The sequence below is a fragment of the Nannocystis sp. genome, assembly GCF_016714285.1.
In the GTDB taxonomy this organism is placed as follows: Bacteria; Myxococcota_A; Polyangia; order Nannocystales; family Nannocystaceae; genus Nannocystis.
This window is the reverse complement of the sequence record NZ_JADJNN010000013.1, coordinates 196,352-220,663: the sequence shown is the minus strand read 5'-3', so window position 1 is coordinate 220,663 and position 24,312 is coordinate 196,352. Positions and strand designations below refer to the sequence as shown.

The following is a 24,312-nucleotide window of genomic DNA, read 5'->3' as shown; positions in this document are numbered from 1 at the left end:
GCCTCGCCGTTGATCTCCTGCAGATCAAGTCACGCGGGTAAGACCTCGCGGCGGTGATCCGATGCGCCCCCGGCGGGCGCTACCCGGACGAGGGACGCGAGGTCCCGCGAACCACGCAGCTCCAGGAGGTTCCCATGCAGTCCATCTTTTCCAAGCTCCCCGTGTACGTGCTCTCCGGCGTGTGGTTCGTCGTGACGGCGCCGCGTTCGGTGCGGCGCCTGACCCACCGGCTGGTCGGGTAGGTTTCTTCGTTCGCCGGCTCGCCCGTGGATCGGGCGGGTCGATCAGGCAGATCGATCGGCCCTCGCGGTGTTCGCGAGGGCCGTGGCGTTTCACGAGGCGGGCGAGCGGTCCATCAGCTCGTCGATCTTCTGGCGCAGGAACTCGACCAGCTGCGAGGGCGGGGCCGACCGGAACTGGGCCAGGTCGAACACGAGCTTGACCTCGCGGTCGAACTTGAAGAGCGAGGTCTTCTCGACCTCGAGGATGATCTGGAGGTTGGTGCCGAGGTACTCGACCGCCAGGTTGATGTCGGTGATGCCGTACTGCGAGCGCAGCTGGACCGGCGGCTGGAAGGTGCCGGTGAAGCGCTGGCCGAGCGGCTCGGGGTCGAGGTTGGCGATCCGGTAGTCGAGCGCGCCGAGGGAGTCCCGGATGCGCTCGACGTCGATGTTGCGCATGTTGATCGGGCTGGCGGCGGAGATGTCGTAGGCCCACTCGATGTCGACGTAGCCGCGGACCTCCCAGTGGACATCGCGGCCCGACATCGAGGTGCCCGGCGGCACGCGCAGCTGGAAGGGCAGGGGCACGACCTCGTTCTTCTTGGCCCGCCACGGGCCCTGGCGGACCAGCATCCGGTCCCACACGTGGCCGTCCTTGGGGCCCTTCTTGTGGTGTTCGACCAGCTCGACGATGATCGAGGCGATGGTCTCGTTGTCGAGGGCGGTGAACTCGAGGAAGCCGTCGACCTCGGCGCCGTTGCTGTAGGTGTCGCTGCGCAGGGCGATGAGGAGGACGCCGTTGTTGTTGGAGCCCTGGCGGCGGTAGGCGAACTCGGCGGCGCGGGGGGCCTCGCGTCCGCCGATGCCGAGCATGGTGGCCGCGGGTCCGCCGGGCATGGGCGGGTCGTGGAGGAGGTTTTGCGGGGCCGTGGTCGGCGCGGCGCCGAGGGCCCGGTTCTTGTGGGCCTCGATCATGGCGCGGAGATCGGCCGGAAGTTCGCCGACGACGGTCTTACCCTGGGTTCCACCCTCCCACTCGACGGCGAGGGGGATGTGGCCGAGGAAGACCTGGTCGCCGGGGCGGATCGGGGTCGGGTCGGCGGCGACTGGCTTGCCGTTGATCCACGTGCCGTTGGAGGAGCCGAGGTCGCGGACGAGGAGGCTGTCGCCCTGGAAGGACACCTCGGCGTGGCGGCGCGAGACGCTGATCTCGGGGGTGGCGAGGCCGCAGGACGCGTCGCGCCCGATGAGCACGCGGGGGTTGCGTTCGTCGAGCGACACCGTGGAACTGCCGAGCTGGAGCTTTGCCGACTGCATGGCCGCCATGGCAGCCGCATTTGCCTCCGCGAGTCAACGGCCTGGGGCTCACGGATTGCAAGGGCGGTGGCGCGCGAGGTGTCCAGGCGAACTGAACGGCGTTCGCCGGCGCGTGCGCGGCTGTGGAGGGGTGTTCTGCGGCGCGCGCTTGGCGTAGCTTCGGACCGGCGTGGAGGCGCGGCGCGAGGTGGACGAACGCGAGGCGACGGGGGAGCGTGAGCCTTCGGCGTCCGAAGCGTCGTGGTTGGCGGATCTGCTGCAGCGTTCGGGCTCGCTGGTGTTGCGGATGCAGGTGCAGCCGGTGCTGCGGGTGGTCGAGGTGGTCGGGGCGCTGGAGGGGTTGTCGGGGCTGGCTCCTGCGGAGTTGGCCGACAACCCGTCGCTGCTGTGGCGGCTGGTGCACCCGGACGATCGCCTGGCCTACGCGCAGGCGCTGGCGGCGGACGAGCCGCGGACGCTGGTGGTCCGCTGGCAGCGGGGGCGCGGGCCGACGCTGTGGACCGAGCACGTGATCCGTCCGTGGCGGGACCAGCAGGGGCAGGGCTTCGCGGCGGCGATCCGCGAGGTGACGGCGCGGGTCGAGGCGCTGCGCGAGCTGGCGAGCACGCGCGAGGCGCTCGAGTCGGCGCGTCGCGACAGCGCCTATTTTCACACGCTGATCCACACGGTCAACGACGGGATCCTTGTCAACGACGTCGACGGGAGGATCGAGTTCGTCAACGTCCAGCTGGCGGGGCTGCTGCGGGCGACGCCCGGGGAGATGATCGGGCGCCACATCTTCGACTACATGGACGACGAGAGCGCGGCGGCGGCGAAGGACAACCTCCGGCGCCGGCGCGAGGGCGAGGAAGATCAGTTCGACTTTCGCTGGCGGCGCAAGGACGGGTCGGAGTTCTGGACGATCGTCGCGGCCAAGCCGATGTACGACGCGGAGGGGGAGCACCGCGGCTCGCTGGTGGCGGTGACGGACATCTCGCGGCGCAAGATGGCGGAGGACGAGCTGCTGCGGGCGCGCAACGAGCTCGAGGAGCGGGTGGCGGAGCGGACCGAGGCGCTGGCGCTCGAGGTGCTCGAGCGGCGGCGGGCCGAGGCGCTGGCGCAGACGGCGAGCCTGACGAAGAGTCGCTTCCTGGCCAACATGAGCCACGAGCTGCGTACGCCGCTGAACGCGATCCTCGGCTACGCGGAGCTGCTGCTCGAGGATGAGGAGGTCGGGGCGGCGCAGCAGCGGACCGACGTGGAGCGCATCCGCGGGGCGGCGGAGCACCTGCTCGGGCTCATCAACAACATCCTCGACCTGTCGAAGATCGAGGCGGCGAAGATGGATGTGTCGGCGGAGGAGTTCGTGCTGGGCGAGCTGGTCGCGGACCTGCGCAGCACGATCTTGCCGCTGGTGATCAAGGGCCAGAACCGGCTGCAGGTGAGCTGCTCGGCGGAGCAGCGGTCGATCGTGACCGACCGGACCAAGCTCAAGCAGATCGTGCTGAACCTGCTGAGCAACGCCAGCAAGTTCACGCAGAAGGGGTCGATCGAGCTGCGCGTGACGCTGGGCTGGGACGATGGGGTCGAGTGGTTGACGGTCGCGGTGAGCGACACGGGGATCGGCATCCCGGCGCACAAGCTGGCCAACCTGTTCCAGGTGTTCTCGCAGGCGGACGACTCGGTGGCGCGCCGCTACGGCGGGACGGGGCTCGGTCTGGCGATCTCCCGCGAGCTGTGTCGGCTGCTCGGCGGCGAGATCACGGTGCGCAGCGAGGTCGGTGAGGGCACGACCTTCACGCTGCGCATCCCGGTGCTCGGGGCGGAGCACCTGGGCGAGCTGTGAGCGCGGCGGGCCTGACTCGGGCTACAGGCCGCGGATCTGGCCGGTGTCGGGGTCGACGTCCATGTCGATGGCGTTGGGGTGCTTGGTCAGCGCGGGCATCGTGGTCAGCTCGCCGGTGAGGACGGTGACGAAGCCGGCGCCGGCGCGCAGCTGGAGGTCGCGCACGGGCAGGGAGAAGGGGCGCGGGAGGCCGCCGTCGGCGGGGTCGTGGGTGGTGGCGAGGTGGGTCTTGGCGACGCAGAGCGGGAGGTCGCCGAAGCCCCAGGCCTCGAGCTGCTTGGCGCGGGTGCGGGCGGCGGGGCTGATGTCGAGGTCGGTGGCGCCGTAGACGGCGCGGGCGAGGGCCTCGAGCTTGGTGAGGAGCGGCTGGTTCAGCTCGTAGCGGAAGCTGGGGGTGCGGGGCTCGGCGGCCGCGACGACGGCGCGGGCGAGCTCGGTGGCTCCGTCGCCGCCGTCGGCGAAGCCGGTGTGGATGGCGAAGCCGGCGTCGGCCTCGCGAGCGACGCGCTCGACGACGGCGATCTCGTCGGCGCTGTCGGTGGGGAAGCGGTTGAGGGCGACGACCACCTGCATGCCGAAGCCGAGGACGTTTTGGAGGTGGTGGCGGAGGTTGGCGGCGCCGCGCTCGACGGCGGCGACGTCGGGGATGGAGACGATCTGGTCGAGGGGCTTGCCGACGGCGACCTTGGCGACGCCGGCGTGGACCTTGAGGGCGCGGACGGTGCAGACGAGGACGACGCAGGCGGGCTTGAGGCCGGCGCTGCGGGCCTTGATGTGCATGAACTTCTCGAGGCCGAGGTCGCTGCCGAAGCCGCACTCGGTGACGACCCAGGGGGCGCGGGTGAGGGCGAAGCGGGTGGCGAGGATCGAGTTGTTGCCGTGGGCGATGTTGGCGAAGGGGCCGGCGTGGATGAGGGCGGGGGTGCCGTCGGAGGTCTGGGCGAGGGTGGGGTGGAGGGCGTCGCGGAGGAGCACGCTCATGGCCCCGGCGGCGCCGAGCTGTTCGGCGCGGACGGGTGCGCCGGTGACGTCCTGGCCGACGACGATCTGTCCGAGGCGGCGGCGGAGGTCGGCGCGGTCGCGGGCGAGGGCGACGATCGCCATGACCTCGCTGGCCTCGTTGATCTCGAAGAAGGACTCGCGGGGGACGCCGTTGAGCGGGCCGCCGAGGCCGATGACGAGCTTGCGCAGGGCGCCGTCGTTGACCGGGCTGACGCGCGGCCAGGTGATGCGCGTGGGGTCGAGGCGGAGCTCGTTGCCGTGGCGCAGGTGGGCGTCGAGCATGGCGGAGAGGAGGTTGTGGGCGGTGCCGATCGCGTGGCCGTCGCCGGTCATGCCGAGGTTGATCGCGTCGGCCGGGACGACCTGGGCCTTGCCGCCGCCGGCGCCGCCGCCCTTGCTGCCGAACACGGGGCCGAGCGAGGGCTGGCGCAGGCAGACGATGCAGGGGGCGCCGATCTTGTTGAGGCCCATGCTCAGCGAGATCGAGGTGACGGTCTTGCCCTCGCCGAGCGGGGTGGGCGTGACGGCCGAGACGACGATCAGCTTGCCGTCGTGGCCGCCGGGGCCGGCGGCGGCGGCGTCGATCTTGGCGAAGTCGTGGCCGTAGGGGAGGTAGCTGCGGTGCTGCGGGTCGAGGTCGAGGCCGCGGGCGAGCTCGGCGAGCGGGCGTGGAGACATGGCTGGCACTTTGCCACGCGGGCGACGCGGGCCACCAGAGTGATTTCAGCGGAGGGCTGGCGGGTAGCTGCTGGCGACGAGGGTGAGGCTCGGGTCGCGGCGCAGACTGACGGGGGTGATGATTTGCAGGCGCGCGAGCGCGGGCATGCAGGCGGCGAGGGAGGGCATACCGGCGCAGCTCGGGTGGCTGCGCCAGCGCTGGCGCAGGAGGGCCTGCACCGGCGGGCTGTGCAGGCCGAGCTGCTCGGCGGGGGTGGAGCTGCCGAGCGGGATGCCGATCGCGGCGTAGGCGAGCACGACCAGCTCGCTGCAATAGATATGGTCGTCGCCGGGGGCGAAGTGGAGGTCGTAGGGGCGGCCGAGGTAGGTCGCGGCGGCGCGCACGACCGCGGCGCGTTGTTCGGGGCGCAGGCCGGCGTGGCGCAGGACGGTGACGCGCCCGCCGAGGCCGCGGCGCTGCCACTGCGACCAGGGGGTGCGCTTGACCGGTTGCACGGCCTCGAGCACGTGGACGGCGGGGCCGCGGCGCTCGACGATGCCGACGTGGGCGTAGGGGCTGGCGGTGGCCCAGACGATCGCGCGGGCCTGGTTGCTGCGCGAGGTGTGGAGCACGAGGTCGCCGTCGAGGAGGGCGGCGGGGTCGACCTCGGTGGGCACGCGCGCGAGCAGGTCGGCGGCGAGGAGGGCGGCGCGGAGGGGCAGCAGCACCGGGTGAGTCTAATGGTTCGCGGCGAAGGGGCTCGCGCGGAGGGCTTGCCGCGTGGGGGCTCCCCTGGGGCGCAGGGCGGGCGAAGGGGCGCGAGCGGGGCGGCCGAACCACAGGGTGAGCTCGAGGCCGAGGTTGATCTCGAGGCCGCCGAGGCGAAGCTGCGGGGTGTTGCCCGTGGTGCTGGCCTGCGAGATGGCGGCGACGCGGGGGCCGTCGTCGACGACGAAGCTGCCGGCGAGCTCGATGCGCGGGCCGACGCGGAGGGCGCGGAGGGGGCCGCGGGGGCGCGCGAGGTAGAGGCCGGGGGAGGCGCGGACGAGGGCGCCGAGCAGCGGGCGGTTGGTGATCGTGGGGTCGACCCACCAGGGCTCGACGCTGATGCCGAGGGCGATCGGCATTTCGAAGCGGCCGCGGCGGAGCGCGTAGCCGGCGAGGGCCGCGATGCGCAGGCGGACGAGGCTGCGCTCGGCGACGCCGCGGCCGAGGCCGCGGAGCTCGAGGCCGAGGAGGGCGCCTTGGCGGCCGCGGATGTCGAGGCCGAGAGAGCCGCCGCCGCCGCCCAGGACGGCGCCGAAGCGCGGCGGGCCGGCGAGGTCGACGAGGCCGGCGAGGACCAGGCCGTAGTCCCAGCGCGGGGTCGGGACGGGGCTGGTCTTTGGGACAGGTGCGGGTGTGGGCTCGGGAGGCGGCGGGGTGGGGAAAGGCTCGGGCTCGGGCTCGGGCTCGGGTTCGGGGAGCGGGGTCTCGGGCGGGGGTATCGGCACGTCGGTGCGGTCGGGCTGGACGCTGCCCTCAGCGATCGACACCAGCAGGTTGGCGAGCACGCTGGCGATCACGCGGGCGGGCGGGTCGGCGCCGGTGTCGACCTCACGGAAGTAGGCGGCGCCGTCCGAGGTGATCACGCCGAGCTGGTGGCGCACCGGGGTGGCTGGGTCGCTGCGCACGGCGATGAAGACGAAGGGGGCGCCGTCTCGCGGCGACTCGGCGACGACCGGCAGGTCCGGGATCCGCAGGGCCAGCGCCGCGGCGAGGCCGTCGAGGGCGATGCCCTCGTTGCGCAGGACCAGCGCGGTGAAGCGGCGGGCGGGCTGCTGCGGGTCGGCGGCGGGTGAGCTGGCCGGAGGGGCCGGTGACGGTGCGGTGGTGGCCTTCTGGACAGGTTGACCCGCGGGTGTGGGGCTGGCTCTTGGGACAGGTTGAACCGCGGGCGTGGGGCTGGCCTTTTGGACAGGCGCGAGCGCGGCGATCACGGCGGCGAGGACGAGCGAGGGCGGCACGGGAGTTCCGGCGGGAACTTGTCACGGATCGCGGGCGGGCGCAGCGGCTCAGGGGGCGGCTTGCTCGGCCTCGGGGCGGTGGGCGCCGTCCGGGTGGGCGGCGAGGTAGTCCCGCCAGCAGCTGCTGCGGGCGTCGGCGGGCGCACGCCGGCACACGCCGGCGCGGGCGTCGTCGGCGTAGCGGCCGCGCGGGAACTGGCGCAGGTAGGCGCGCCACAGGCTGACGAGGTCGCCGCCCAGCTGGTTCTCGAGGGCGAAGAGGTCGCCGTAGGCGGTCTCGGCGGCGCGGCTGCCGGGGGCGCGCTGGACGATCTCGGCGAACTTGTCGGCGGCGCCGCGCAGGTCGCCGGATTGCCAGCGGGCCTGGGCCTCGCGGTCGAGCGCCGAGAGCGGATCTTCTGCAGGGGCCGTGTCGCTGGGCGTGGGCGGCGGGGTCACGCGCTCCGGCTTGTGCGGGCGCGGACGCGGCTCGCGCTTCGACGCTGCACTGGGGTCCTCGGGGCCCTCGGGGCCCTCGGGTGTGGTGAAGCTGTCCTTCGGGGCAGGTGTATTGTTGCTGTCCTCGGGGACAGGCAAGATGTCCTTGGGGACAGCCTGTTCGTGGGCCCGGCGGGCCGGGTCGCGGGGCTCGACGTGGTCGCTGGTGCCGAGCCGGCCGGCGAGGGCGGCGGCGCCGGGGATGGCGCCCGGACGGGCCTGACGGGCCTCGAGGGCGCCGCGGAGGCCGAATGCGAGGAGCAGCGCGGCGGCGAGGGCGAGGCTGACGGCGACGAGGGAGCGGCGGATGCGAGCCGGTGCGACGACGAGCGGGGCGTGCGTGGCGGTTGCGTTCGCGGTGGTGGCGTTCGCGGTCGTGTTCGCGGTGGTGGCGTTCGCGGTCGTGTTCGCGGTGGTCGTGTTCGCGGCGCTGGTGCTGGCGTTGCTGGTGGTCGGGTTGTGGCCGGCGATCGCTACGCGGTGGATCGCGCGGGCGAGCTCGGCCTCGATGTGGTCGCGGAGATCGGCGGCGAAGGGGGCGATGGCTGTCCGATCGGACATGGTCTCAAGGCCAGACGCGGGGCGGGGCCGGAGCTGGGCGATCGGCGGCAGATCGGCGACCTCGCGGACGGCGACGGGGTCAACGGCGGCGGGATCGATCTCGTGGGCGCGGGCGACGGAGGCGGCGAGGTCGGGGCGAGCGTTGCTCGCGGCGATCTCGGCGTCGAGGTGGCGGCGCGTCGCGCCGAGGAAGGCGTCGAGGTCGTCGTCGGTCATGGGCTATCTCCTGACGGCGGGCTTAGCCAGCCGAGCTCGGTGAGGGCGACGCGGATGCGCGCGCGGGCCCGGGTGGCCCGGACGCGGAGGTTGCCCGGGGAGATCCCGAGTTCCTGGGCGGCGTCCTCGGTGGACATGTCACGCAGATCACAGAGGACGAAGGCCTCGCGCAGGTGCTCGGGGAGCTCGTCGAGGACGGCGAGCAGGGTCTGGGCCCGCAGCCTGGACAGGTGATTGTTCTCGGGGTCGTTGGCGGCGAGGCCGAGGCCGCTCTCGGCCTCGATCCTTGTGTACGCACGGGTGCGGCGGCCGCGGGTGCGCCAGTGCTTGCGGACGATGTTCATGGCGATGCCTCGCAGCCAGGCGAAGAACGGGGCGCGGGCGTCGAAGCGGATAAGGCTGGCGAGGGCCTGGGCGAAGGTCTCCTGCACGAGGTCCTCGGCCGCGGTGACGTCGCCGGTCAGGTAGCTGACGTGGCGGAGGAGGCGGGCCCAGTGGTCCTGGTAGAGCCGGGCCCAGGCGTGCATGTCGCCGCCGCGGGCTCGCTCGACGAGGGCGCCGAGGAGCAGGTCGGCGTCTGCGTCTGGGGTTGGTTCTGGCGCGATCGTCACCATCAGCACCTCGGTTGCCCGAAGGTCGGGCAATGTTACCGGGAGTGAGGAGGTTTTCCCGACCTGTCACAGGAAGTGAGACGGTCTGGCGGGTCCGGGGCGGCCTGCGGCTGCACGTGGACAGTCGTACGGGCGCTGGGGCGTTGGGGCGCGCGGGAACAGGCGGCATTTTCTTCGATCGTGGGGATGCCGGCTGGGTGCAAAATAGCCGGCGGCCAGGCGGGATGGACAGGGTCCAGGGCACCACAGCGACGGGCGAGACGGGCGAGCCGACGGGGCTCGGTGCGCCGCTCGGTGAGCGCGACGTGGTCTGCTATCGCCGTCTGCTCGCGGCGAGCGAGACCTTGATCTGCGAGCTCGACCTCGACGGTCGATTCGTCAAGGCGAACGGGCCGATGATGCAGGTGCTGGGGGCGGCCGCGCTCGAGCTGCGGCCGCGCAGCTATCTCGAGTTCGTGCACCCGGACGATCGCGAGGCCACGGCGGCCAGCGCCCGCGAGTTGAACGCGCGGGCGGGCGAGGTGGTCGCGTTCCGCAACCGCTACGTGGGCCACGACGGGCGGGAGATCTGGCTGGCATGGCAGGCGCTCTGCGATCGCGAGGCGGGGCGGGTCTTCGCGGTGGCGCAGGACATCACGGCGCGGGTGCAGGCGGAGCAGGCCGTGGTCCGCGAGGAGGCGGCGCTGCTCGAGCTCAACGGTTCGCTCGAGCGCCGCATCGCCGAGCGCACGGCGGCGGCCGAGGAGGCGTCGCGGGCCAAGAGCGAGTTCCTGGCGCGGATGAGCCACGAGCTGCGGACGCCGCTGAACGCGATCCTCGGCTACAGCGAGCTCATCGAGGAGGAGCTGCGCGAGCGCAAGGAGGAGGGCTTCGCCAGCGACGTGCGGCGGATCCGCGCGGCGGGCAAGCACCTGCTGCAGCTCATCAACGACATCCTCGACATCTCGAAGATCGAGGCCGGCAAGATGCTGGTCCACGTCGAGGAGTTCGCGGTGGCGGCGATGGTCGACGAGGTGCTGGCGGCGGTGCGACCGGGGATCGAACGCAACCGCAACGCGCTGCGGGTGGAGCTCGACCCGGCGGCGGGCTCGATGCGATCGGACGCGCTCAAGCTGCGGCAGTGCCTGCTGAACCTGCTGAGCAACGCCGGCAAGTTCACGCACGACGGGACGGTGTCGCTGCGGGTGAAGCGGCAGCTGGTCAACGGTCGCGCCTGGCTGCTGTTCTCGGTGAGCGACACGGGCATCGGCATCGCGCCGGAGCACGTGGGCCAGCTGTTTCGCGAGTTCTACCAGGTCGACACCTCGTCGACGCGGCGCTACGAGGGGACCGGGCTGGGGCTGGTGATCACGCAGCGGCTGTGCCACATGCTGGGCGGGGAGATCCGGGTGGCCAGCACGCCCGGCGGCGGCTCCACCTTCACCGCGGAGCTGCCGGCGGTGCACATCGAGGCCGGCGCGCCGGAGGTGGCGCTGGAGATCGAGGTGCTGGCGGAGCGCGACGTGGCGCGCGCGCGCATGGCGGTGCGCGAGCTGTGCCAGAAGCTGGGGGCGCGCCCCCTGGCGCTGCAGAAGATCGCCACCGTGGTCAGCGAGCTGGCGCGCAACATGGTGCTCTACACCAGCGGCGGGCGTCTGATCGTCGGTTCGGTCGGGACCGATCAGAGGTGTGTGTTCATCCGGGCGATCGACGAGGGCGCCGGGATCCCCGAGCTCGACGAGATCCTGGCGGGCCGGAGGGTCAGCCGTAACGGGCGGGGTATGGGTCTGGTGGGCGCCAAGCGGTTGGCCGACGGCTTTCGCATCCACACCGGTCCGACCGGCACGTGGATCGAGGTCGAGGTGAACCTGTGAGCGAGGCGCAGCAGGACGACAAGGCGCTGCTGGCGGTGCTCGGGCGCTACGTGAGCCCGACGCGGGCGCAGAGCATCCTGGTCCGGGCGCGGCGCGAGTCGCCGGGGGCGCGCGGGGCGACGCCGGCGACGCAGCTGATGGCGCGCCTGGCCGAGGGGCTGCGGATGTTCTGCGGCGAGGCGGACACGCGGGCGGCGGTCGCCGAGTTGACGCGTCTGGGCTCGTCGCGCAAGGTCGAGGCGATCGAGCTCGAGCTGCGGATCGAGGCGGACATCGCCCGGGCCCGGCTGGCCGCGCGCGACCTGTGCCACGCGCTCGGGGTCTCGCCGCTGGTGGTGCAGAAGCTGGCGACGATCGTCAGCGAGCTGGCGCGCAACATCATCAGCTACGCGGGTCGGGGCCAGCTGGCGCTGCGGCAGTGCGGGCCGGCGCGCCGCTGCGTGCACGTCGAGGCGCGCGACCAGGGGCCGGGGATCGTCAACCTCGAGGAGATCCTCGGCGGGCGCTACAAGAGCCGCAGCGGGCTCGGGCTCGGCATCCTGGGGACCAAGCGCCTCGCGGATCAGTTCCGTATCGACAGCAGCCCGGCGGGCACCCGCGTGGAAGTCGAGGTGAACTACTGATGTCCACCTGGCGCACGGCCCAGCGCAGCGTCCCGAAGGACGGCGAGCACGCCAACGGCGACGCGGTGGTGCTGCGCCAGGAGCAGGGCCGGATCCTGGTCGCGGTGATCGACGGGCTCGGGCACGGGGAGGCGGCGGCGGTGGCGTCGGCGCGGGCCTCGGCGTTCCTGGCGACGATGTCGCTCTGCGCCGAGCTCGAGCTCGGGATGCAGGGGCTGCACGCTGCGCTGCGTGGGACCCGGGGCGCGGCGGCGACGGTGTGCCTGCTGCACGGGCCGACGATCGTGTGCTGCGGGGTCGGCAACGTCGAGCTGCGCTGCTTCGGCGGCAAGCTGCCGATCTTGCTGAGCCCCGGGGTGCTCGGCGCCCGGGTCCAGAAGTTTCGCATGTGCCGCGCGGAGCTGGCGGTCGACAGCCGCCTGGTCCTGTTCAGCGACGGCATCTCGCAGCGCAGCCCGCTCGAGACGATGCTCCACCTGAGCGTCGAGGACCTGTGCGAGGCGGTGATCCGCGAGCACCGCAAACCGAGCGACGACGCCACCGTGGTGGCCTGTGATCTAAAGGTATGAAGCCATGAGCATGTACGAGAACCGCATCCCAGTGATCCAGCTCTGGCAGCGCATCGTCGTCCCGCTGCAGGGCGACGTGACCGACGAGACGGCGGCGGTGCTGGTCGACGACGTGCTGCGGACGATCCGCGACACGGCGGCCGCGGGCCTGGTGATCGACGTGACCGGCATGTGGACGATGGACAGCCACCTGTGCCACGTGATCGCCAACCTGGCGGCCGCGGCCAAGCTGATGGGCACGCCCACCGTGATCTGTGGCATGAGCGCGCCGATCGCGATGACCTTGCAGACGATGGGGGCCGACTTCCGCCTGGCCCAGACGGCGCTCACCCTCGAGGACGCGCTGGTGCGACTCGGCGTCACCGCGACGGTGACGGACATCGAGCCCGAGGACGAGTTCGGCGGCGAGCTTCAGGAGAACGGCTGATATGGACCTGCGTCACCCGACCATCACCATCGAGGGCCTCGAGTTCCGCTGGGACCTCGAGCACGGCGGCTTCTCGATCGCGGGCGTGCCGTGCGTGATGATGTTCCGCGACAGCTCGCTGGCCAGCTTGCTGCGCGGCTTCGTCAACATGGTCGGCCTGCAGCGCTTCTCGCTGGCGATGCAGGCCGAGGGCCAGCGCGGGGTCGATCAGGACTGGGAGATCATCGCGGCGGAGCCCAGCTTCGAGGCGGGCTTCGTCCGGCTGAACCTGTTCGCGTACACGGCGGGCTGGGGCCGCTGGGAGTGCGTCGAGGTCGACCGTGCGGCCCGGCAGGCGGTGTTTCGCGTGTACGACGGCTGGGAGGGGCTGCTCCAGCGCAACACCGGCGTTAACTGGGGGGCGGGGCTGATCGCCGGCAAGTTCACGGCGTACGGGACGCGCCTGTTCGGGACCAATTGCTGGTGTCGTCAGACCATGTTCGTCGCCGAGGGCGATCCTTATGACGAGGTGGTGGTCGAGGTGTCGGAGCGGGACCTCGACGCCGAGCTGGCCGAGCTGGCGCGGAGCGAGCAGGCGACCAGCGCGGACCTCCAGCGGGTGCTGGTCGAGCTGCGGCGCACCGGCGAGGCGCACATGCGGGCGCTGGCCGAGCGCGACCGCAGCGTGCAGGAGCTGCGCGACAAGCTCGACATCATCGCCCAGCAGCAGGCGGCGATCCAGGCCCTGTCGACGCCGATCATCCAGGTGTGGGACGGCGTGCTGGCGGTGCCGGTGATCGGCTCGGTCGACGGCGATCGGACCAGCCGCATGATGGAGAAGCTGCTCGAGACGATCATCCAGACCAAGTCGCGCCACGCGATCATCGACGTCACGGGCGTCGAGACGGTCGACACCTACACCGCCGACAACTTCGTGCGGCTCATCCGCGGCGTCCAGCTGCTCGGGGCCAACGGCATCATCTCGGGGATCGGTCCGCTGGTGGCCCAGACGATCGTCGACCTCGGGGTCGACCTGACGGGCATCCCGACCTACGCCAACCTCAAGGAGGCCCTCCAGGCCTGCATCGCCAACAAGAGCGGGCGCGGGGCGCGTCGCCCGAGCCCGTAGTGTTCGCATCGCTCCCCGCTACGCCCGCCGAGGACCCGCGCCATGGCTGACTACGACCGCTTCTTTCAGGTCTCGCTCGAGATGCTCGCGACCGCCAACCGTGACGGCTACTTCGTCGACCTGAACCCCGTGTGGGCCCGCGTGCTCGGCTACTCGCTGGCGGAGCTGCGGGCGCGGCCCTTCGTCGACTTCGTGCACGCCGAGGACCGTGAGGCGACGGCCGCGGCGGCGGCGAAGCTGTTCCAGGGCGCCGAGCTGGTGGGCTTCGAGAACCGCTACCGCCACCAGGGCGGCGAGTACCGCTGGCTGTCGTGGACCGCGGCGGCGGCGGGCCCGGATGGGCTGCTCTACGCGTGTGCGCGGGACATCACGCCCTACAAGGAGGCGCTGGCGGAGCGCGAGCAGGCGCTGGTGTTGTCGTCCCAGTTCGAGGCCGACTATCGCCGCGTGGAGGAGGAGCTGCGGCAGCGGGTCGAGGCCCAGCAGGACGCGATCCACTCGATGTCGACGCCGATCATCCAGGTGTGGGACGACATCGTGACCATGCCGGTGGTCGGGCTGGTCGACAGCATGCGGGCGGCGGACATGAAGAACTCGCTGCTCGAGACGGTGGCGCGCACGGGGGCGAAGTTTGCGATCGTCGACCTGACGGGCGTCGACACGGTGGACACGGCGACCGCCGATCACTTGCTGAAGGTGATGCGCGCGGTGGGGCTCTTGGGGGCGCGCTGCGTCATCACCGGCATCCAGCCGTCGGTCGCGCAGATCATCGTCGCGCTGGGGCTCGACATGCACGGCGTGATCACGCTGCGCAGCCTGCGGGAGGGGCTCAAGTACTGCATGCGGGCGATGGGCCTGCGGGTGACGAGGGTCGAGGGCGGGGCGGCTACGTCGGTCAGCGCTGCGGCCTTGCCAGGAAGCGGGTGACGCTCAGGCACTTGCCGGCGCCGTCGGGGCGCTGGAGCAGGCGGTCGCCGAGGCGGGCCACGGCCCCGAGCCCGCTGCCGATGCCGCGGCGGCGCAGCATGAGCTCGTGGGGGATCGGGCCGCCTGCGGTGTGGCCGTCGCGCTGGGCGAGGGCGAGGTCGGCGATCGGCGGCGCCGGGTCGTGGGCGTGGATCTCGAGGCCGGGGCCGTGCTCGGGGTCGATCACGAGGGTGAAGGAGATCGTGCCGCGGCCGGCGTGGCGCACGATGTTCCACGCGAGCTCGGAGGTGATGAGCGCGACCTCCTGGGCGGCGATGCGGGCGAAGCCCTCGGTCCGCGCGAGCCGCTCGGCGGCGTGCCGGGCGGTGTACACGTCGGCCTCGACGCGGACGACGTAGCGCTGCGACGACACCATGCATGGATAACACGCACGGGTGACGCGGCGGCTGTCTCAAGGGACAGGTCGTGGCGGCGCGCGTGGCGAGCGGACAGCGGACAATTGACCGACACGTCGACGGTGGTTCGGCCTGCCGCGGGTGAGCTCGCCGCTCAGGTCGACTCTTCCGTCTCGTCGTCCTCGTGGCTGTCGTCGACCGGGGCGCCGGTGGCGGCTTGCTCGGCCTTCAGCTTGGCGCGGAGGACCGCGCGGCGGCGGTTCTGTTCGCGCAGGCGGTGGTGGAGCTGGGCGATGCGGGGGGCGAGCAGCTCGTTGGTGTCGTTGAGCTTCTGCAGGAGCGGCGCGTCGAGGCCCTTGCCGGCGTGCATGGCGGCGTAGAAGGTGTCGAAGACCTCGGCGACCTCGGGCTCGACGGAGGTGGATTCGGGGCGCTTCTGGGTCCGGTGTTCGGGCTTGACGGCGGCGAGGGCCTTGGCCGGGTCGCCGCGGCCGAGCCACTTGAGGACCGCGGGGATGACGGTCTCGGGGTCCTTGAGCAGGCCCTCGTAGGTCTGGACGTGGACGGGGTAGCGGCGGACGGCGATGTCGCGGACGAGGGCGAAGTTCTCGGACCACCACTCGAGGGCGCCGGGCATGCGCTCCTCGGGGATGAGGGCGCCCTTGCCCTCGGCGCGGCGGGACTCGTCCTCGATGGCGTAGAGGCGGGCGATGGAGGACTCGTACTCGCGCCACTCGCGGACGGTGGCGATGACCTTGCCGATGAAGGCGCGGTCGCTGCGGACGAGGCCGGGGATGAAGACCTTGACCGCGTGGTGGGCGACCTGCTCGGGGAACAGGTAGGCGCCGGTCTTGGGGTGCGGGTTGGTGCGGTAGAAGATGCCGCGGCGGAGGTGTGACTCGTAGAAGCCCTCGGGGTTGGCGGCCTTGATCGTGTGCTCCCAGCGCATCGGGAACGCCTCGCCGATGATCGGGTAGCCGGCGCCGATGAGGATCTGCATCCACATCGAGGTACCGGAGCGCTTCGTGCCGGTGACGATCATCATGCCGGCGGGAGCTTATCAGGGCGGCGGGCTACCAGGCCAGGTCGGCGACGAGGGCGGCGATCTGCTCGAGCTGGGCGGCGTCGACGGCGTCGAAGGCGGCGGCTCGCTCGCTGTCGAGGTCGAGCACGGCGAGCAGCTGGCCGGCGCGGACGATCGGGACGACGATCTCGCTGCGGGTGTCGGCGTCGCAGGCGATGTGGCCGGGGAAGGCGTGGACGTCGGGGACGACGAGGGTCTCGCGGCGGGCGGCCGCGGCCCCGCACACGCCCTTGCCGGGGCCGATGCGGGTGCAGGCGAGTTTGCCCTGGAACGGGCCCAGGACCAGATCTGGGCCGATCTGGCGGTAGAAGCCGACCCACGAGACGGGCGCGAGGGCCTGCTTGATCGCGGCGCTGATGTTGGCGAGGTTGGCGATCAGGTCGGGCTCGTCGGCGACCAGGGCGCGGATGCTGGCGAGCAGGTCGCGGTAGAGCTCGGCCCGGTCGGCGTCGGGGTGGATCGCGAGCGTGTGCATGGTCAGGTGTTGGTCTCGAGCAGGGACTGGAGGTCGTCGGCGTGCTCCTCCTCCATCGCCAGGATGCCCTCGAGCATGCGGCGGGTGGTGGAGTCGTCCTTGCCGATGTAGGCGATCATCTCGCGGTAGCTGTCGATGGCGATGCGCTCGGCGATGAGGTCCTCCTTGAGCATCTCGCGCAGGGTCTCGCCCTCGACGTACTCGGCGTGGCTGCGCTTGGTGAGGCTGTCGGGGTTGAAGTCGGGCTTGCCGCCGAGCTGGACGATGCGGGCGGCGAGCTGGTCGGCGTGGGTCTGCTCCTCGGTGGCGTGCTGGGCGAACTCGGCGGCGACGGAGTCGGCGTGGAGGCCCGAGGCCATGTAGAAGTGGCGCTTGTAGCGGAGCACGCACACGAGCTCGGTCGCCAGGGCCTCGCCGAGCAGGCGGAGGATCGTCTCGCGGTCCCCGGTGTAGCCGGAGGTCACGGCGCCGCGCTCGATGTGCTGGCGGGCGCGCTCTCTCAGGGTCTTGATGTCGGTCAGGAAGGGCTTGTCTTGGGGGGCCATGGTCGCCGGAAGATAAACGAGGTCGACGGCTTGTCCATCCGCGAGGTGGCCGCGAGGTGGCCGCGAGGTGGCCGGAGGTGGCAGGGGGCCGGCAGGGGGCCAGCCAGGTGGTCGATTTGCGGAGATCGCGCGGGCAAACGGCAGAGGTGAATTTGATAGGCTTCGCCCGCCAAAATGACCGCATCCAAGCGTGACCCGTTCTCCGCGAGAGCCCAGCTCGACACTCCGCTCGGCCAGCGAACCGTGTACCGTCTCGACGCGCTGCGCAGCCTCGGCCCGGTCGACACGCTGCCGTACAGCATCAAGGTGCTGCTCGAGTCGTGCCTGCGTAACTTCGACGACTTCATCTTCACGCCGGCGCACATCGAGGCGCTGGCCCGCTACGACGCCAGGCACGTCGGCGAGGTCGAGATCCCGTTCATGCCCGGCCGGGTGGTCCTGCAGGACTTCACGGGGGTGCCGGCGGTGGTCGACCTGGCGGCGATGCGCGAGGCGATCGTGCGGCTGACGGGGGACCCGGGCGCGGCGGCGCGGGTCAACCCGCTGGTGCCCTGCGACCTGGTGATCGACCATTCGGTGCAGGTCGACTCCTTCGCCTCGTCGCAGTCGCTGCGGATCAACAGCACGCTGGAGTTTCAGCGCAACGGCGAGCGCTACGAGTTCCTCAAGTGGGGCCAGGGGGCCTTCAACAACTTCCGCGTGGTCCCGCCGGCGACCGGCATCGTCCACCAGGTCAACCTCGAGTATCTGGCGAAGGTGGTGTGGGACGGCGACGGGGTGGAGGGGCAGCACGGGAACATCTACCCGGACTCGCTGGTCGGCACCGACAGCCACACGACGATGATCAACGGGCTCGGGGTGCTGGCGTGGGGCGTGGGCGGGATCGAGGCCGAGGCGGTGATGCTGGGCCAGCCGATCTACATGCTCATCCCGCAGGTGGTCGGCGTGCGCCTGACCGGCAAGCTGCCGGAGGGCTGCACGGCGACCGACCTGGTCCTGCGGGTCACGGAGCTGCTGCGCAAGCGCGGGGTGGTCGGCAAGTTCGTCGAGTTCTTCGGGCCTGGTCTGGCCGACATGCCGCTGGCCAACCGGGCGACGATCGCCAACATGGCGCCGGAGTACGGGGCGACGGTCGGCTTCTTCCCGGTCGACGAGCAGACCCTGGCGTACCTGCGTCTGTCGGGTCGGCCCGAGCCGCTGATCGCCGCGGTCGAGCAGTACTACAAGCTGCAGGGGCTGTGGTACGACGACAGCCGCGCGGTGCAGTACAGCGAGGTGCTGGAGCTCGACCTGGGGACGATCGACGCGGCGCTGGCCGGGCCGAAGCGGCCGCAGGACCGCATCCCGCTGCGCGAGATGAAGGAGCAGTGGCACCGCGATCTGGCCAAGGTGTTCGGCAAGACCGGGCCGAGCCCGGGCGTCGGCATCGAGCTCGAGGACGACGAGCTGACGCTGCACGACGGGGCGGTGGTGATCGCGGCGATCACGAGCTGCACCAACACCTCCAACCCCGAGGTGATGATCGGCGCGGGGCTGCTGGCGCGCAAGGCCAACGCGCGCGGGCTGACGCGCAAGCCGTGGGTCAAGACCTCGATGGCGCCGGGCTCGACGGTGGTGCAGGAGTACTACGCGAAGGCCGGTCTGTGGCCGGACCTCGAGGCGCTGGGCTTCAACCTGGTCGGTTTCGGCTGCACGACCTGCATCGGCAACTCGGGTCCGCTGCCGGAGCCGATCTCGCGCGGGATCCAGCGCGGCGACCTGGTGGCCGCGGGCGTGCTCTCGGGCAACCGCAACTTCGAGGGGCGCATCAACCCGGACGTTAAGGCCAACTACCTGGCGTCGCCGCCGCTGGTGGTGGCGTACGCGATCGCGGGGACGGTCGACATCGACTTCGCGAAGGACCCGATCGGGCGCGACCGCTACGGCGAGCCGGTGTTCCTGCGCGACATCTGGCCGACGCGGCAGGAGATCCTCGACACGATCAAGAAGTGCGTGACGCGCGAGCAGTTCATCGCCCAGTACGCGGACGTATTCGCCGGCTCGAGCGAGTGGCAGGCGATCGAGACGGTCGAGAGCTCGCTGTATCGCTGGAACCAGCAGAGCACGTACATTCAGGAGCCGCCGTTCTTCACCGAGCTGACCCGCGAGGTGCGGCCGATCGGGCCGATCCAGTCGGCGCGGGTGCTGTTGATGCTCGGCGACTCGATCACGACGGACCACATCTCGCCGGCCGGGTCGATCAAGAAGGACTCGCCGGCGGGCCGCTACCTGCTGGCGGAGGGGGTGACCTACGAGATGTTCAATCAGTACGGGGCGCGCCGCGGCAACGACCGGGTGATGACCCGCGGGACCTTCGCCAACACGCGGATCAAGAACCTCATCGTCCCGGACGGGCGCGAGGGCGGCTACACCCTCGACTTCCTCAGCAAGGAGGTCACCTCGGTGTACGAGGCGGCGATGCACTACCAGCAGCAGAAGGTGCCGCTGGTGGTGATCGCGGGCAAGGACTACGGGATGGGCTCGTCGCGCGACTGGGCGGCCAAGGGGACCTTCCTGCTCGGCGTGAAGGCGGTGCTGGCGGAGTCCTACGAGCGCATCCATCGCTCGAACCTGGTCGGGATGGGCGTGCTGCCGCTGCAGTTCCTGCCCGGCGAGACGCGCAACAGCCACGGGCTGACCGGGCGCGAGGTGTTCGACATCGCGGTCGGCGACGACGTGAAGCCGCTGCAGGAGGTCCGCGTGACGGCGCGGCATCCGGACACGGGGGTCATCACGCTGATCGACGCGGTGGTTCGCATCGATACGCCGGTCGAGGTCGAGTACTACCGCAACGGCGGCATCCTCCACACGGTGCTGCGCAAGATGGCCGCGAGCTGAGGCGGTGGCGACGGTGAGACCCGGCAGGACGGAGCGTCGTGCCGGGTCTTCGCGTGGTTCTTGGTGGTGACGGTGAGACCCGGCGGGACGGAGCGTCCTGCCGGGTCTTTTCGTGGTTGCGGTCGGTCAGTTGGCGCGGGCCGGGCCGCGGCCGTTGCCGTCACCGCGGCCGTTGCCGTGGCCGCGGCGCTTGCCGTGGCCGTGGCCCTTGCCGCGGCGCTGATCGGCGGCGGCGAGCAGCTTGGTCTTCTGCTCGGGGGTGAGGAGGGCGAGGAGCTGGAGCTGGCCGGCGCGGCGCTGGCTGTGGATCGCGGCGCGCTGGGCGTCGATCTGGGCGTCGAGGCGGGCGATCGCCTTGGCGTCGGGGCTCGGCTTGCGCAGCTCGGCCTGGACCTGGGCCCGGAGGGTGCGCATCTGCTCGCGGGCGGCCTTGACCTGCGGCGCCTTGCTGGCCTTGATCTGCTGGATCTTGGCCTTCTGGTCGGGGCTGCAGGCGAGGCGGGCGCACATGCGTTCGGCCTTGCCGGCGCCGTGCTCCTGGCGGTCGGCGGGGGCGGCCTCGGCGGTGCTGCTGTGGATCAGGCCGGCGAAGCTGAAGCTGGCGAGGGCGAGGGCGATGCGGGTGGTCAGGGTGGTCAGGGTGATCATGGCGGTGTTTCCTTCCGATTGCTTCGACGAGGGCGGGGCAGCGGGCGTCAGGGGCGGGCGCAAGAGTTCGGTGTGCTGGGCGTAAACTCGGCGTAAAGCAGGACGGGGCGGGCATCAGCGGCGGGCGCAAGAGTTCGGTGTGCGGGCCCCAAGCTGGGCGTAATGCGGGCCATGGTCGCGGCTGTGTCTGGCGGGTTATGCTGGCGACGCATGCCGTGGTGGTCGCAGCTCCTGGTCCTGTTGATCGGCGGCTTTCATGCGGCGGCGAGCTTCTTCCACTTCAGCCGGCGGCGTCACGGCGTGGTGTGGGCGGCGGCGTGGGGGGTGCTGACGCTGGCGACGGCGCTGCTCGGCTCGCTCGAGCTGCTGGCGGTGTACGTGGTGGCGGTGGTGGTGTGGAACGCGTGGTGGGCCTCGCTGCGGCCGCGGACCGACCGCGACTGGGCGCCAGACGTGGCCCGTCAGACGACCGCGACGATCGAGGGCGGGCTGCTCACGGTCCGCGACGTGCGCTGCTTCGACTGGCACAGCGAGACGGCGTTCGATGAGCGCTGGGAGACGCGCAGCTACGAGCTGGCGCGGCTCGAGTCGATCGACCTGTTCGCGTCGTACTGGATGGGTCCGTCGATCGCCCACCTGATCGTCAGCTTCGGCTTCGAAGGCCAGGATCACCTGGCCTTCTCGATCGAGGTCCGGCGCGCGCGCGGCAAGGAGTGGTCGAACTACGCCGGCTTCTTCAAGGCTTACGAGCTGGTGACGATCGCGGCGGACGAGCGCGACATCATCCGCCTGCGCACGACGGTGAGGCGTGAGGACGTGTATCTCTACCGCCTGGTGTCGACGCCGGAGTTTCGCGAGCGTCTGCTGCGGGCCTACGTCGCCGACTGCAACCAGCTGGCCCGCACGCCGCGCTTCTATCACACGGTCATCACCAACTGCACGACGCAGATCGTCCGGCTGGTGCGCGCGGCGGGGCAGCGGTTGCCGCTCAACTGGCAGATGATCGCCACGGGCCACACGCCGGAGTATCTCCAGCGGATCGGGATCATTAATCCCGGGCTGCCGTTCGCGCGGCTGAAGCAGCGGGCGGCGATCTCGACGCTGGGGCAGGCGATCGACCGCGACCCGCACTTCTCGACGCGCATCCGCGAGGAGCAGGCGGGGTGAGGCGAGTCGTCGCGGCGGCGCTGCTGATGGGCTGCGCGCCGCGGGCGACGCCGGAGGCGGTGGTCGCGACGAGCGCGGAGGTGGCGATGGACGTGCCGGCGAGCGCGGCGGAGCTGCCGATGAGCGTGGCCGAGGCGGAGGAGGCGGAGGCGGGGGCGAAGGTGCCGGAGAGTGGCGCGGAGATTGGCGCGAGTGCGGCGCATCCGGGCGGGCTGCAGGTGGTGGCGGGGCTGATGCACAGCTGCGCGGTGATCTCGGGGCGCGTGCATTGTTGGGGATACAACGGGCACGGCGAGCTCGGCGACGGGACGCGGGAGGACAGGCGGGCGCCGACGCCGGTGCTCGGGCTCGCGGACGCGGTGGCGGTGGCGATCGGCAACTGGCACAGCTGTGCGCTGCGGCGCGGCGGGACCGTTGCGTGCTGGGGCGACGCGACGCAGGGGCAGGTCGGTGATGGACAGGCCGGGTCGCGGCTGCAGGCGGCGCAGGTGCCGGGCTTGACGGGGGTGAAGGTGATCGCCGCGGGGGGATCTCGAACCTGTACCTTGGGACAGGCCGGGGAGGTGCAGTGCTGGGGCGAGCGCTACGGGGCGGGCGACGACGAGGACGGGAGCGACCGGCCGCGGGTGGTGGCGGGGCTGCGGGCCTCGGCGGTGACTGTGGGCGAGGGCTACGCGTGCGCGGTGCAGCGGGGGCGAGTGTGGTGCTGGGGGCGGCCGCCGCTGCCGGTGGGGGTGACGTATTCGACGACGCCGATCGCGGTGCCGGGGGTCGCGGCGGTGGTCGAGGTGGCGGCGGGAGATCGGCACATGTGCGCGCGCACGGTGGATGGTCGGGTGCAGTGCTGGGGCGAGGGGCGGGCGGGGCAGCGTGGTGACGGGGTGCTCGACCCGCCGCCGCCGCGCTGGCCCGGGCATCATCCGCCGCCGTTTCGTGACCCGGCGAAGCGCGGGCCGGTGGTGGTGCCCGGGCTGCGCGACGCGGTGCGCGTGGCGGCCGGCAGCGACTTCAGCTGCGCGCTGCGGCGCGGTGGGGAGCTGCTGTGTTGGGGCGAGGACCGCGACGGGCAGCTCGGCGACGGTGGTACGGAGGCGCAGGCGAAGCCCGTGCAGGTGGCGATCGGGTCGGTGGCTGACCTATCCCTTGGGTCAGCTCACGCTTGCGCCGCGCTGCGCGACGGGACGGCGTGGTGCTGGGGTTACAACGAGGCGGGCCAGGCGGACAACGGGGCGGCGCCGCGGCGACGCGGGCCGTACCTGGCCTTTGAGACAGACGCGAAGAAGGCCCCGCTGACGGCGCTGGCGGCAGGGGGAGGGCACGCATGTGCGGTGGCGGGTGGTCGGGTCGCGTGCCTCGGGGACAACAGCTTCGGGCAGCTCGGCGACGGCGGGTGGACCACGCCGAAGCGGCCGGTGTTCGTGGTCGGGCTGTCGGACGCGGTGGAGGTGGTCGCGGGGGCGCGGCACAGCTGCGCGCGGCGGGTCGGCGGGGAGGTGCAGTGCTGGGGCGACGACACCTTCGGGCAGCTCGGGCAGGCGGGCGAGCCGGTGGGTGAGTCGCGCGACGAGCACGGGATGGGTCCGCCGCCGCCGGCTCCGAGCACGCGCAGTCGACCGACGCCGGTGGTGGTCGCGGGGCTGCAGGGGGTGACACAGCTGGTGGCGCGCGGGCACACGAGCTGCGCGCTGGAGACGGGGGGCAAGCTGCGGTGTTGGCACGGCGAAGGGGCGGCGGCGCTGGCCGACGCGGTGACGCTGCCGCGTGACACCCAGGAGGTCGGGCTCGGGGCGGTGCACCGCTGTGTGCGGCGGGCCAGCGGCGAGGTGCTGTGCTGGGGGCTGAATTTTTATGGACGGATCGGTGACGGCACGCGGGTCGACCGGACGGAGCCGACGCTCGTGCGGGGGCTCGCGGACGCGACGGCGCTGGCGATCGGTCACCTGCACAGCTGCGCGCTGCGGCGCGGCGGCGAGGTGGTGTGCTGGGGCAGCGGCTTCGGCGGGCGCCTGGGCGACGGGGCCGAGGAGGAGCGGGCGACGATCGTCACGGTGGAGGGGCTGCGCGACGCGGTCGCGGTGGTCGCGGGCGAGGACCACAGCTGCGCGCTGCGGCGTGCGGGCGAGGTGGTGTGCTGGGGCAGCAACAGCGAGGGGGCGGTCGGCGACGGCAGTATGAGCACGCGTCTGGTGCCGGTGTCGGTGCGGGGTCTGGCGCGGGTGCGTGCAATCGCGGCCGGCGATCAGCTGAGCTGCGCGCTGGCCAGTGGCGGCGAGGCGGTGCACTGCTGGGGCCGCGAGCTCGCGGCGACGGACGCTCCGCGGGTGTGGGACGTGGCGCGCAGGCCCGCTGCGATCCGCGGGTTGCCGTGAGCGGGGCGCGTGGTGATGCGGAGCTGTCGTGGTGCGCCGCGGCTCGGATGTGCAGTGCGCGGGCTCCCGGGGCTTGCGTGGGGGCGAGAGTGCGGGCAAGATGGCGGCGCTTCGAGGTTCGCGTGCTGACCTGTGTCCGTCATCGTCGTGCTGTCGCCTGCGCTTCGCGCTGCGGGCGGCTGCCGGCGTGGCACGGTTGACCGCGGCCCGGGTTTGCGGGTGGGCGGCGGATCTCCGCTGTGCGCCTGAATTTCGCCGTTTTGCGGCGCTCTGGCCGGTCGCTGGCAGGTGACCCGGAGGACAGGGCGCTTGGGACATGTCCCGGGGGACCTGCCAGGAGAAGGACCATGG

General features: G+C 72.0%; 21 protein-coding genes. 10 read left to right on the top strand and 11 right to left on the bottom strand.

Translation table 11 applies throughout. From position 1 onward, the window contains the following. Window positions 1–332: 332 nt before the first annotated feature. A complete protein-coding gene (locus IPJ59_RS23075) occupies window positions 333–1,538 on the bottom strand; it encodes an FHA domain-containing protein (protein ID WP_293273315.1) in 1,206 nt (401 codons plus the stop codon). A 169-nt stretch (window positions 1,539–1,707) separates the two neighbouring features. Here IPJ59_RS23075 and IPJ59_RS23070 point away from each other — a divergent pair, with 169 nt between their 5' ends. Then, entirely contained in the window at window positions 1,708–3,363 is a 1,656-nt protein-coding gene (locus tag IPJ59_RS23070) for a PAS domain-containing sensor histidine kinase (RefSeq protein WP_293247467.1), read from the top strand. A gap of 21 nt (window positions 3,364–3,384) precedes the next feature. Here IPJ59_RS23070 and IPJ59_RS23065 read toward each other — a convergent pair whose 3' ends face one another. The 5 genes from IPJ59_RS23065 to IPJ59_RS23045 are packed head-to-tail and all read right to left on the bottom strand — an operon-like array spanning window position 3,385 to window position 8,894. Continuing rightward, window positions 3,385–5,043, bottom strand: a complete 1,659-nt coding sequence (locus IPJ59_RS23065) for a formate--tetrahydrofolate ligase (protein ID WP_293273314.1) — start codon at window positions 5,041–5,043, stop codon at window positions 3,385–3,387. A gap of 45 nt (window positions 5,044–5,088) precedes the next feature. After that, window positions 5,089–5,751, bottom strand: a complete 663-nt coding sequence (locus IPJ59_RS23060; RefSeq protein ID WP_293273313.1) for a YiiX/YebB-like N1pC/P60 family cysteine hydrolase — start codon at window positions 5,749–5,751, stop codon at window positions 5,089–5,091. Window positions 5,752–5,760: 9 nt separating this feature from the next. Next, entirely contained in the window at window positions 5,761–7,029 is a 1,269-nt protein-coding gene (locus IPJ59_RS23055) for a hypothetical protein (protein WP_293273312.1), read from the bottom strand. A 48-nt stretch (window positions 7,030–7,077) separates the two neighbouring features. Beyond that, window positions 7,078–8,283, bottom strand: a complete 1,206-nt coding sequence (locus tag IPJ59_RS23050) for an outer membrane protein assembly factor BamD (protein ID WP_293273311.1) — start codon at window positions 8,281–8,283, stop codon at window positions 7,078–7,080. Continuing rightward, entirely contained in the window at window positions 8,280–8,894 is a 615-nt protein-coding gene (locus tag IPJ59_RS23045) for an RNA polymerase sigma factor (RefSeq protein WP_293247482.1), read from the bottom strand. The genes IPJ59_RS23050 and IPJ59_RS23045 overlap by 4 nt, the downstream gene beginning before the upstream one ends. 224 nt (window positions 8,895–9,118) lie before the next feature. On the opposite strand from IPJ59_RS23045, the gene IPJ59_RS23040 reads away from it, so the two are divergent. From IPJ59_RS23040 to IPJ59_RS23015, 6 genes are read left to right on the top strand one after another with little or no spacing between them, the layout of a single operon-like run. Next, window positions 9,119–10,747, top strand: coding sequence for an ATP-binding protein (locus IPJ59_RS23040; RefSeq protein WP_293247485.1), 1,629 nt, complete (start codon window positions 9,119–9,121; stop codon window positions 10,745–10,747). Then, the gene (locus IPJ59_RS23035) at window positions 10,744–11,370 is read left to right on the top strand and encodes an ATP-binding protein (protein WP_293273310.1); all 627 of its coding nucleotides are present in this window, start codon (window positions 10,744–10,746) and stop codon (window positions 11,368–11,370) included. Before IPJ59_RS23040 ends, IPJ59_RS23035 begins: the two co-directional genes overlap by 4 nt. Continuing rightward, complete coding sequence (locus IPJ59_RS23030) at window positions 11,370–11,939, top strand: SpoIIE family protein phosphatase (RefSeq protein ID WP_293247491.1); 570 nt, start codon at window positions 11,370–11,372, stop codon at window positions 11,937–11,939. The genes IPJ59_RS23035 and IPJ59_RS23030 overlap by 1 nt, the downstream gene beginning before the upstream one ends. Window positions 11,940–11,943: 4 nt before the next feature. Continuing rightward, a complete protein-coding gene (locus IPJ59_RS23025) occupies window positions 11,944–12,366 on the top strand; it encodes an STAS domain-containing protein (protein ID WP_293247494.1) in 423 nt (140 codons plus the stop codon). 1 nt (window position 12,367) lies between these two features. Next, the gene (locus IPJ59_RS23020; RefSeq protein ID WP_293273309.1) at window positions 12,368–13,474 is read left to right on the top strand and encodes an STAS domain-containing protein; all 1,107 of its coding nucleotides are present in this window, start codon (window positions 12,368–12,370) and stop codon (window positions 13,472–13,474) included. A gap of 42 nt (window positions 13,475–13,516) precedes the next feature. Continuing rightward, window positions 13,517–14,401, top strand: coding sequence for a PAS domain-containing protein (locus IPJ59_RS23015; RefSeq protein WP_293273308.1), 885 nt, complete (start codon window positions 13,517–13,519; stop codon window positions 14,399–14,401). Here the strand turns inward: IPJ59_RS23015 and IPJ59_RS23010 are convergent. The 4 genes from IPJ59_RS23010 to IPJ59_RS22995 all read right to left on the bottom strand — a co-directional run bounded on the left by IPJ59_RS23010 (window position 14,370) and on the right by IPJ59_RS22995 (window position 16,900). Then, complete coding sequence (locus tag IPJ59_RS23010) at window positions 14,370–14,813, bottom strand: ATP-binding protein (protein WP_293247503.1); 444 nt, start codon at window positions 14,811–14,813, stop codon at window positions 14,370–14,372. The two genes, IPJ59_RS23015 and IPJ59_RS23010, sit on opposite strands and share 32 nt — an antisense overlap. A gap of 137 nt (window positions 14,814–14,950) precedes the next feature. Next, complete coding sequence (locus IPJ59_RS23005; RefSeq protein WP_293247506.1) at window positions 14,951–15,841, bottom strand: hypothetical protein; 891 nt, start codon at window positions 15,839–15,841, stop codon at window positions 14,951–14,953. A 28-nt stretch (window positions 15,842–15,869) separates the two neighbouring features. Next, the gene (locus tag IPJ59_RS23000; protein WP_293273307.1) at window positions 15,870–16,355 is read right to left on the bottom strand and encodes a GAF domain-containing protein; all 486 of its coding nucleotides are present in this window, start codon (window positions 16,353–16,355) and stop codon (window positions 15,870–15,872) included. A gap of 2 nt (window positions 16,356–16,357) precedes the next feature. Continuing rightward, window positions 16,358–16,900, bottom strand: coding sequence for a ferritin-like domain-containing protein (locus tag IPJ59_RS22995; protein ID WP_293273306.1), 543 nt, complete (start codon window positions 16,898–16,900; stop codon window positions 16,358–16,360). Between the two features lie 174 nt (window positions 16,901–17,074). Here IPJ59_RS22995 and acnA point away from each other — a divergent pair, with 174 nt between their 5' ends. Beyond that, a complete protein-coding gene (gene acnA, locus IPJ59_RS22990) occupies window positions 17,075–19,777 on the top strand; it encodes an aconitate hydratase AcnA (RefSeq protein ID WP_293273305.1) in 2,703 nt (900 codons plus the stop codon). 126 nt (window positions 19,778–19,903) lie between these two features. On the opposite strand, the gene IPJ59_RS22985 is transcribed toward acnA, so the two are convergent. After that, window positions 19,904–20,425: a Spy/CpxP family protein refolding chaperone gene (locus tag IPJ59_RS22985; protein WP_293247518.1), complete on the bottom strand. Its 522-nt coding sequence runs from the start codon at window positions 20,423–20,425 to the stop codon at window positions 19,904–19,906. A 210-nt stretch (window positions 20,426–20,635) separates the two neighbouring features. Between IPJ59_RS22985 and IPJ59_RS22980 the strand changes: the two genes are divergently transcribed. Then, window positions 20,636–21,592 carry an Lnb N-terminal periplasmic domain-containing protein gene (locus IPJ59_RS22980; protein ID WP_293247521.1) on the top strand — a complete coding sequence of 319 codons (957 nt, stop codon included), beginning with the start codon at window positions 20,636–20,638 and terminating at the stop codon, window positions 21,590–21,592. Further along, entirely contained in the window at window positions 21,589–23,961 is a 2,373-nt protein-coding gene (locus tag IPJ59_RS22975; RefSeq protein WP_293273304.1) for an RCC1 domain-containing protein, read from the top strand. The genes IPJ59_RS22980 and IPJ59_RS22975 overlap by 4 nt, the downstream gene beginning before the upstream one ends. Window positions 23,962–24,312 lie beyond the last annotated feature (351 nt).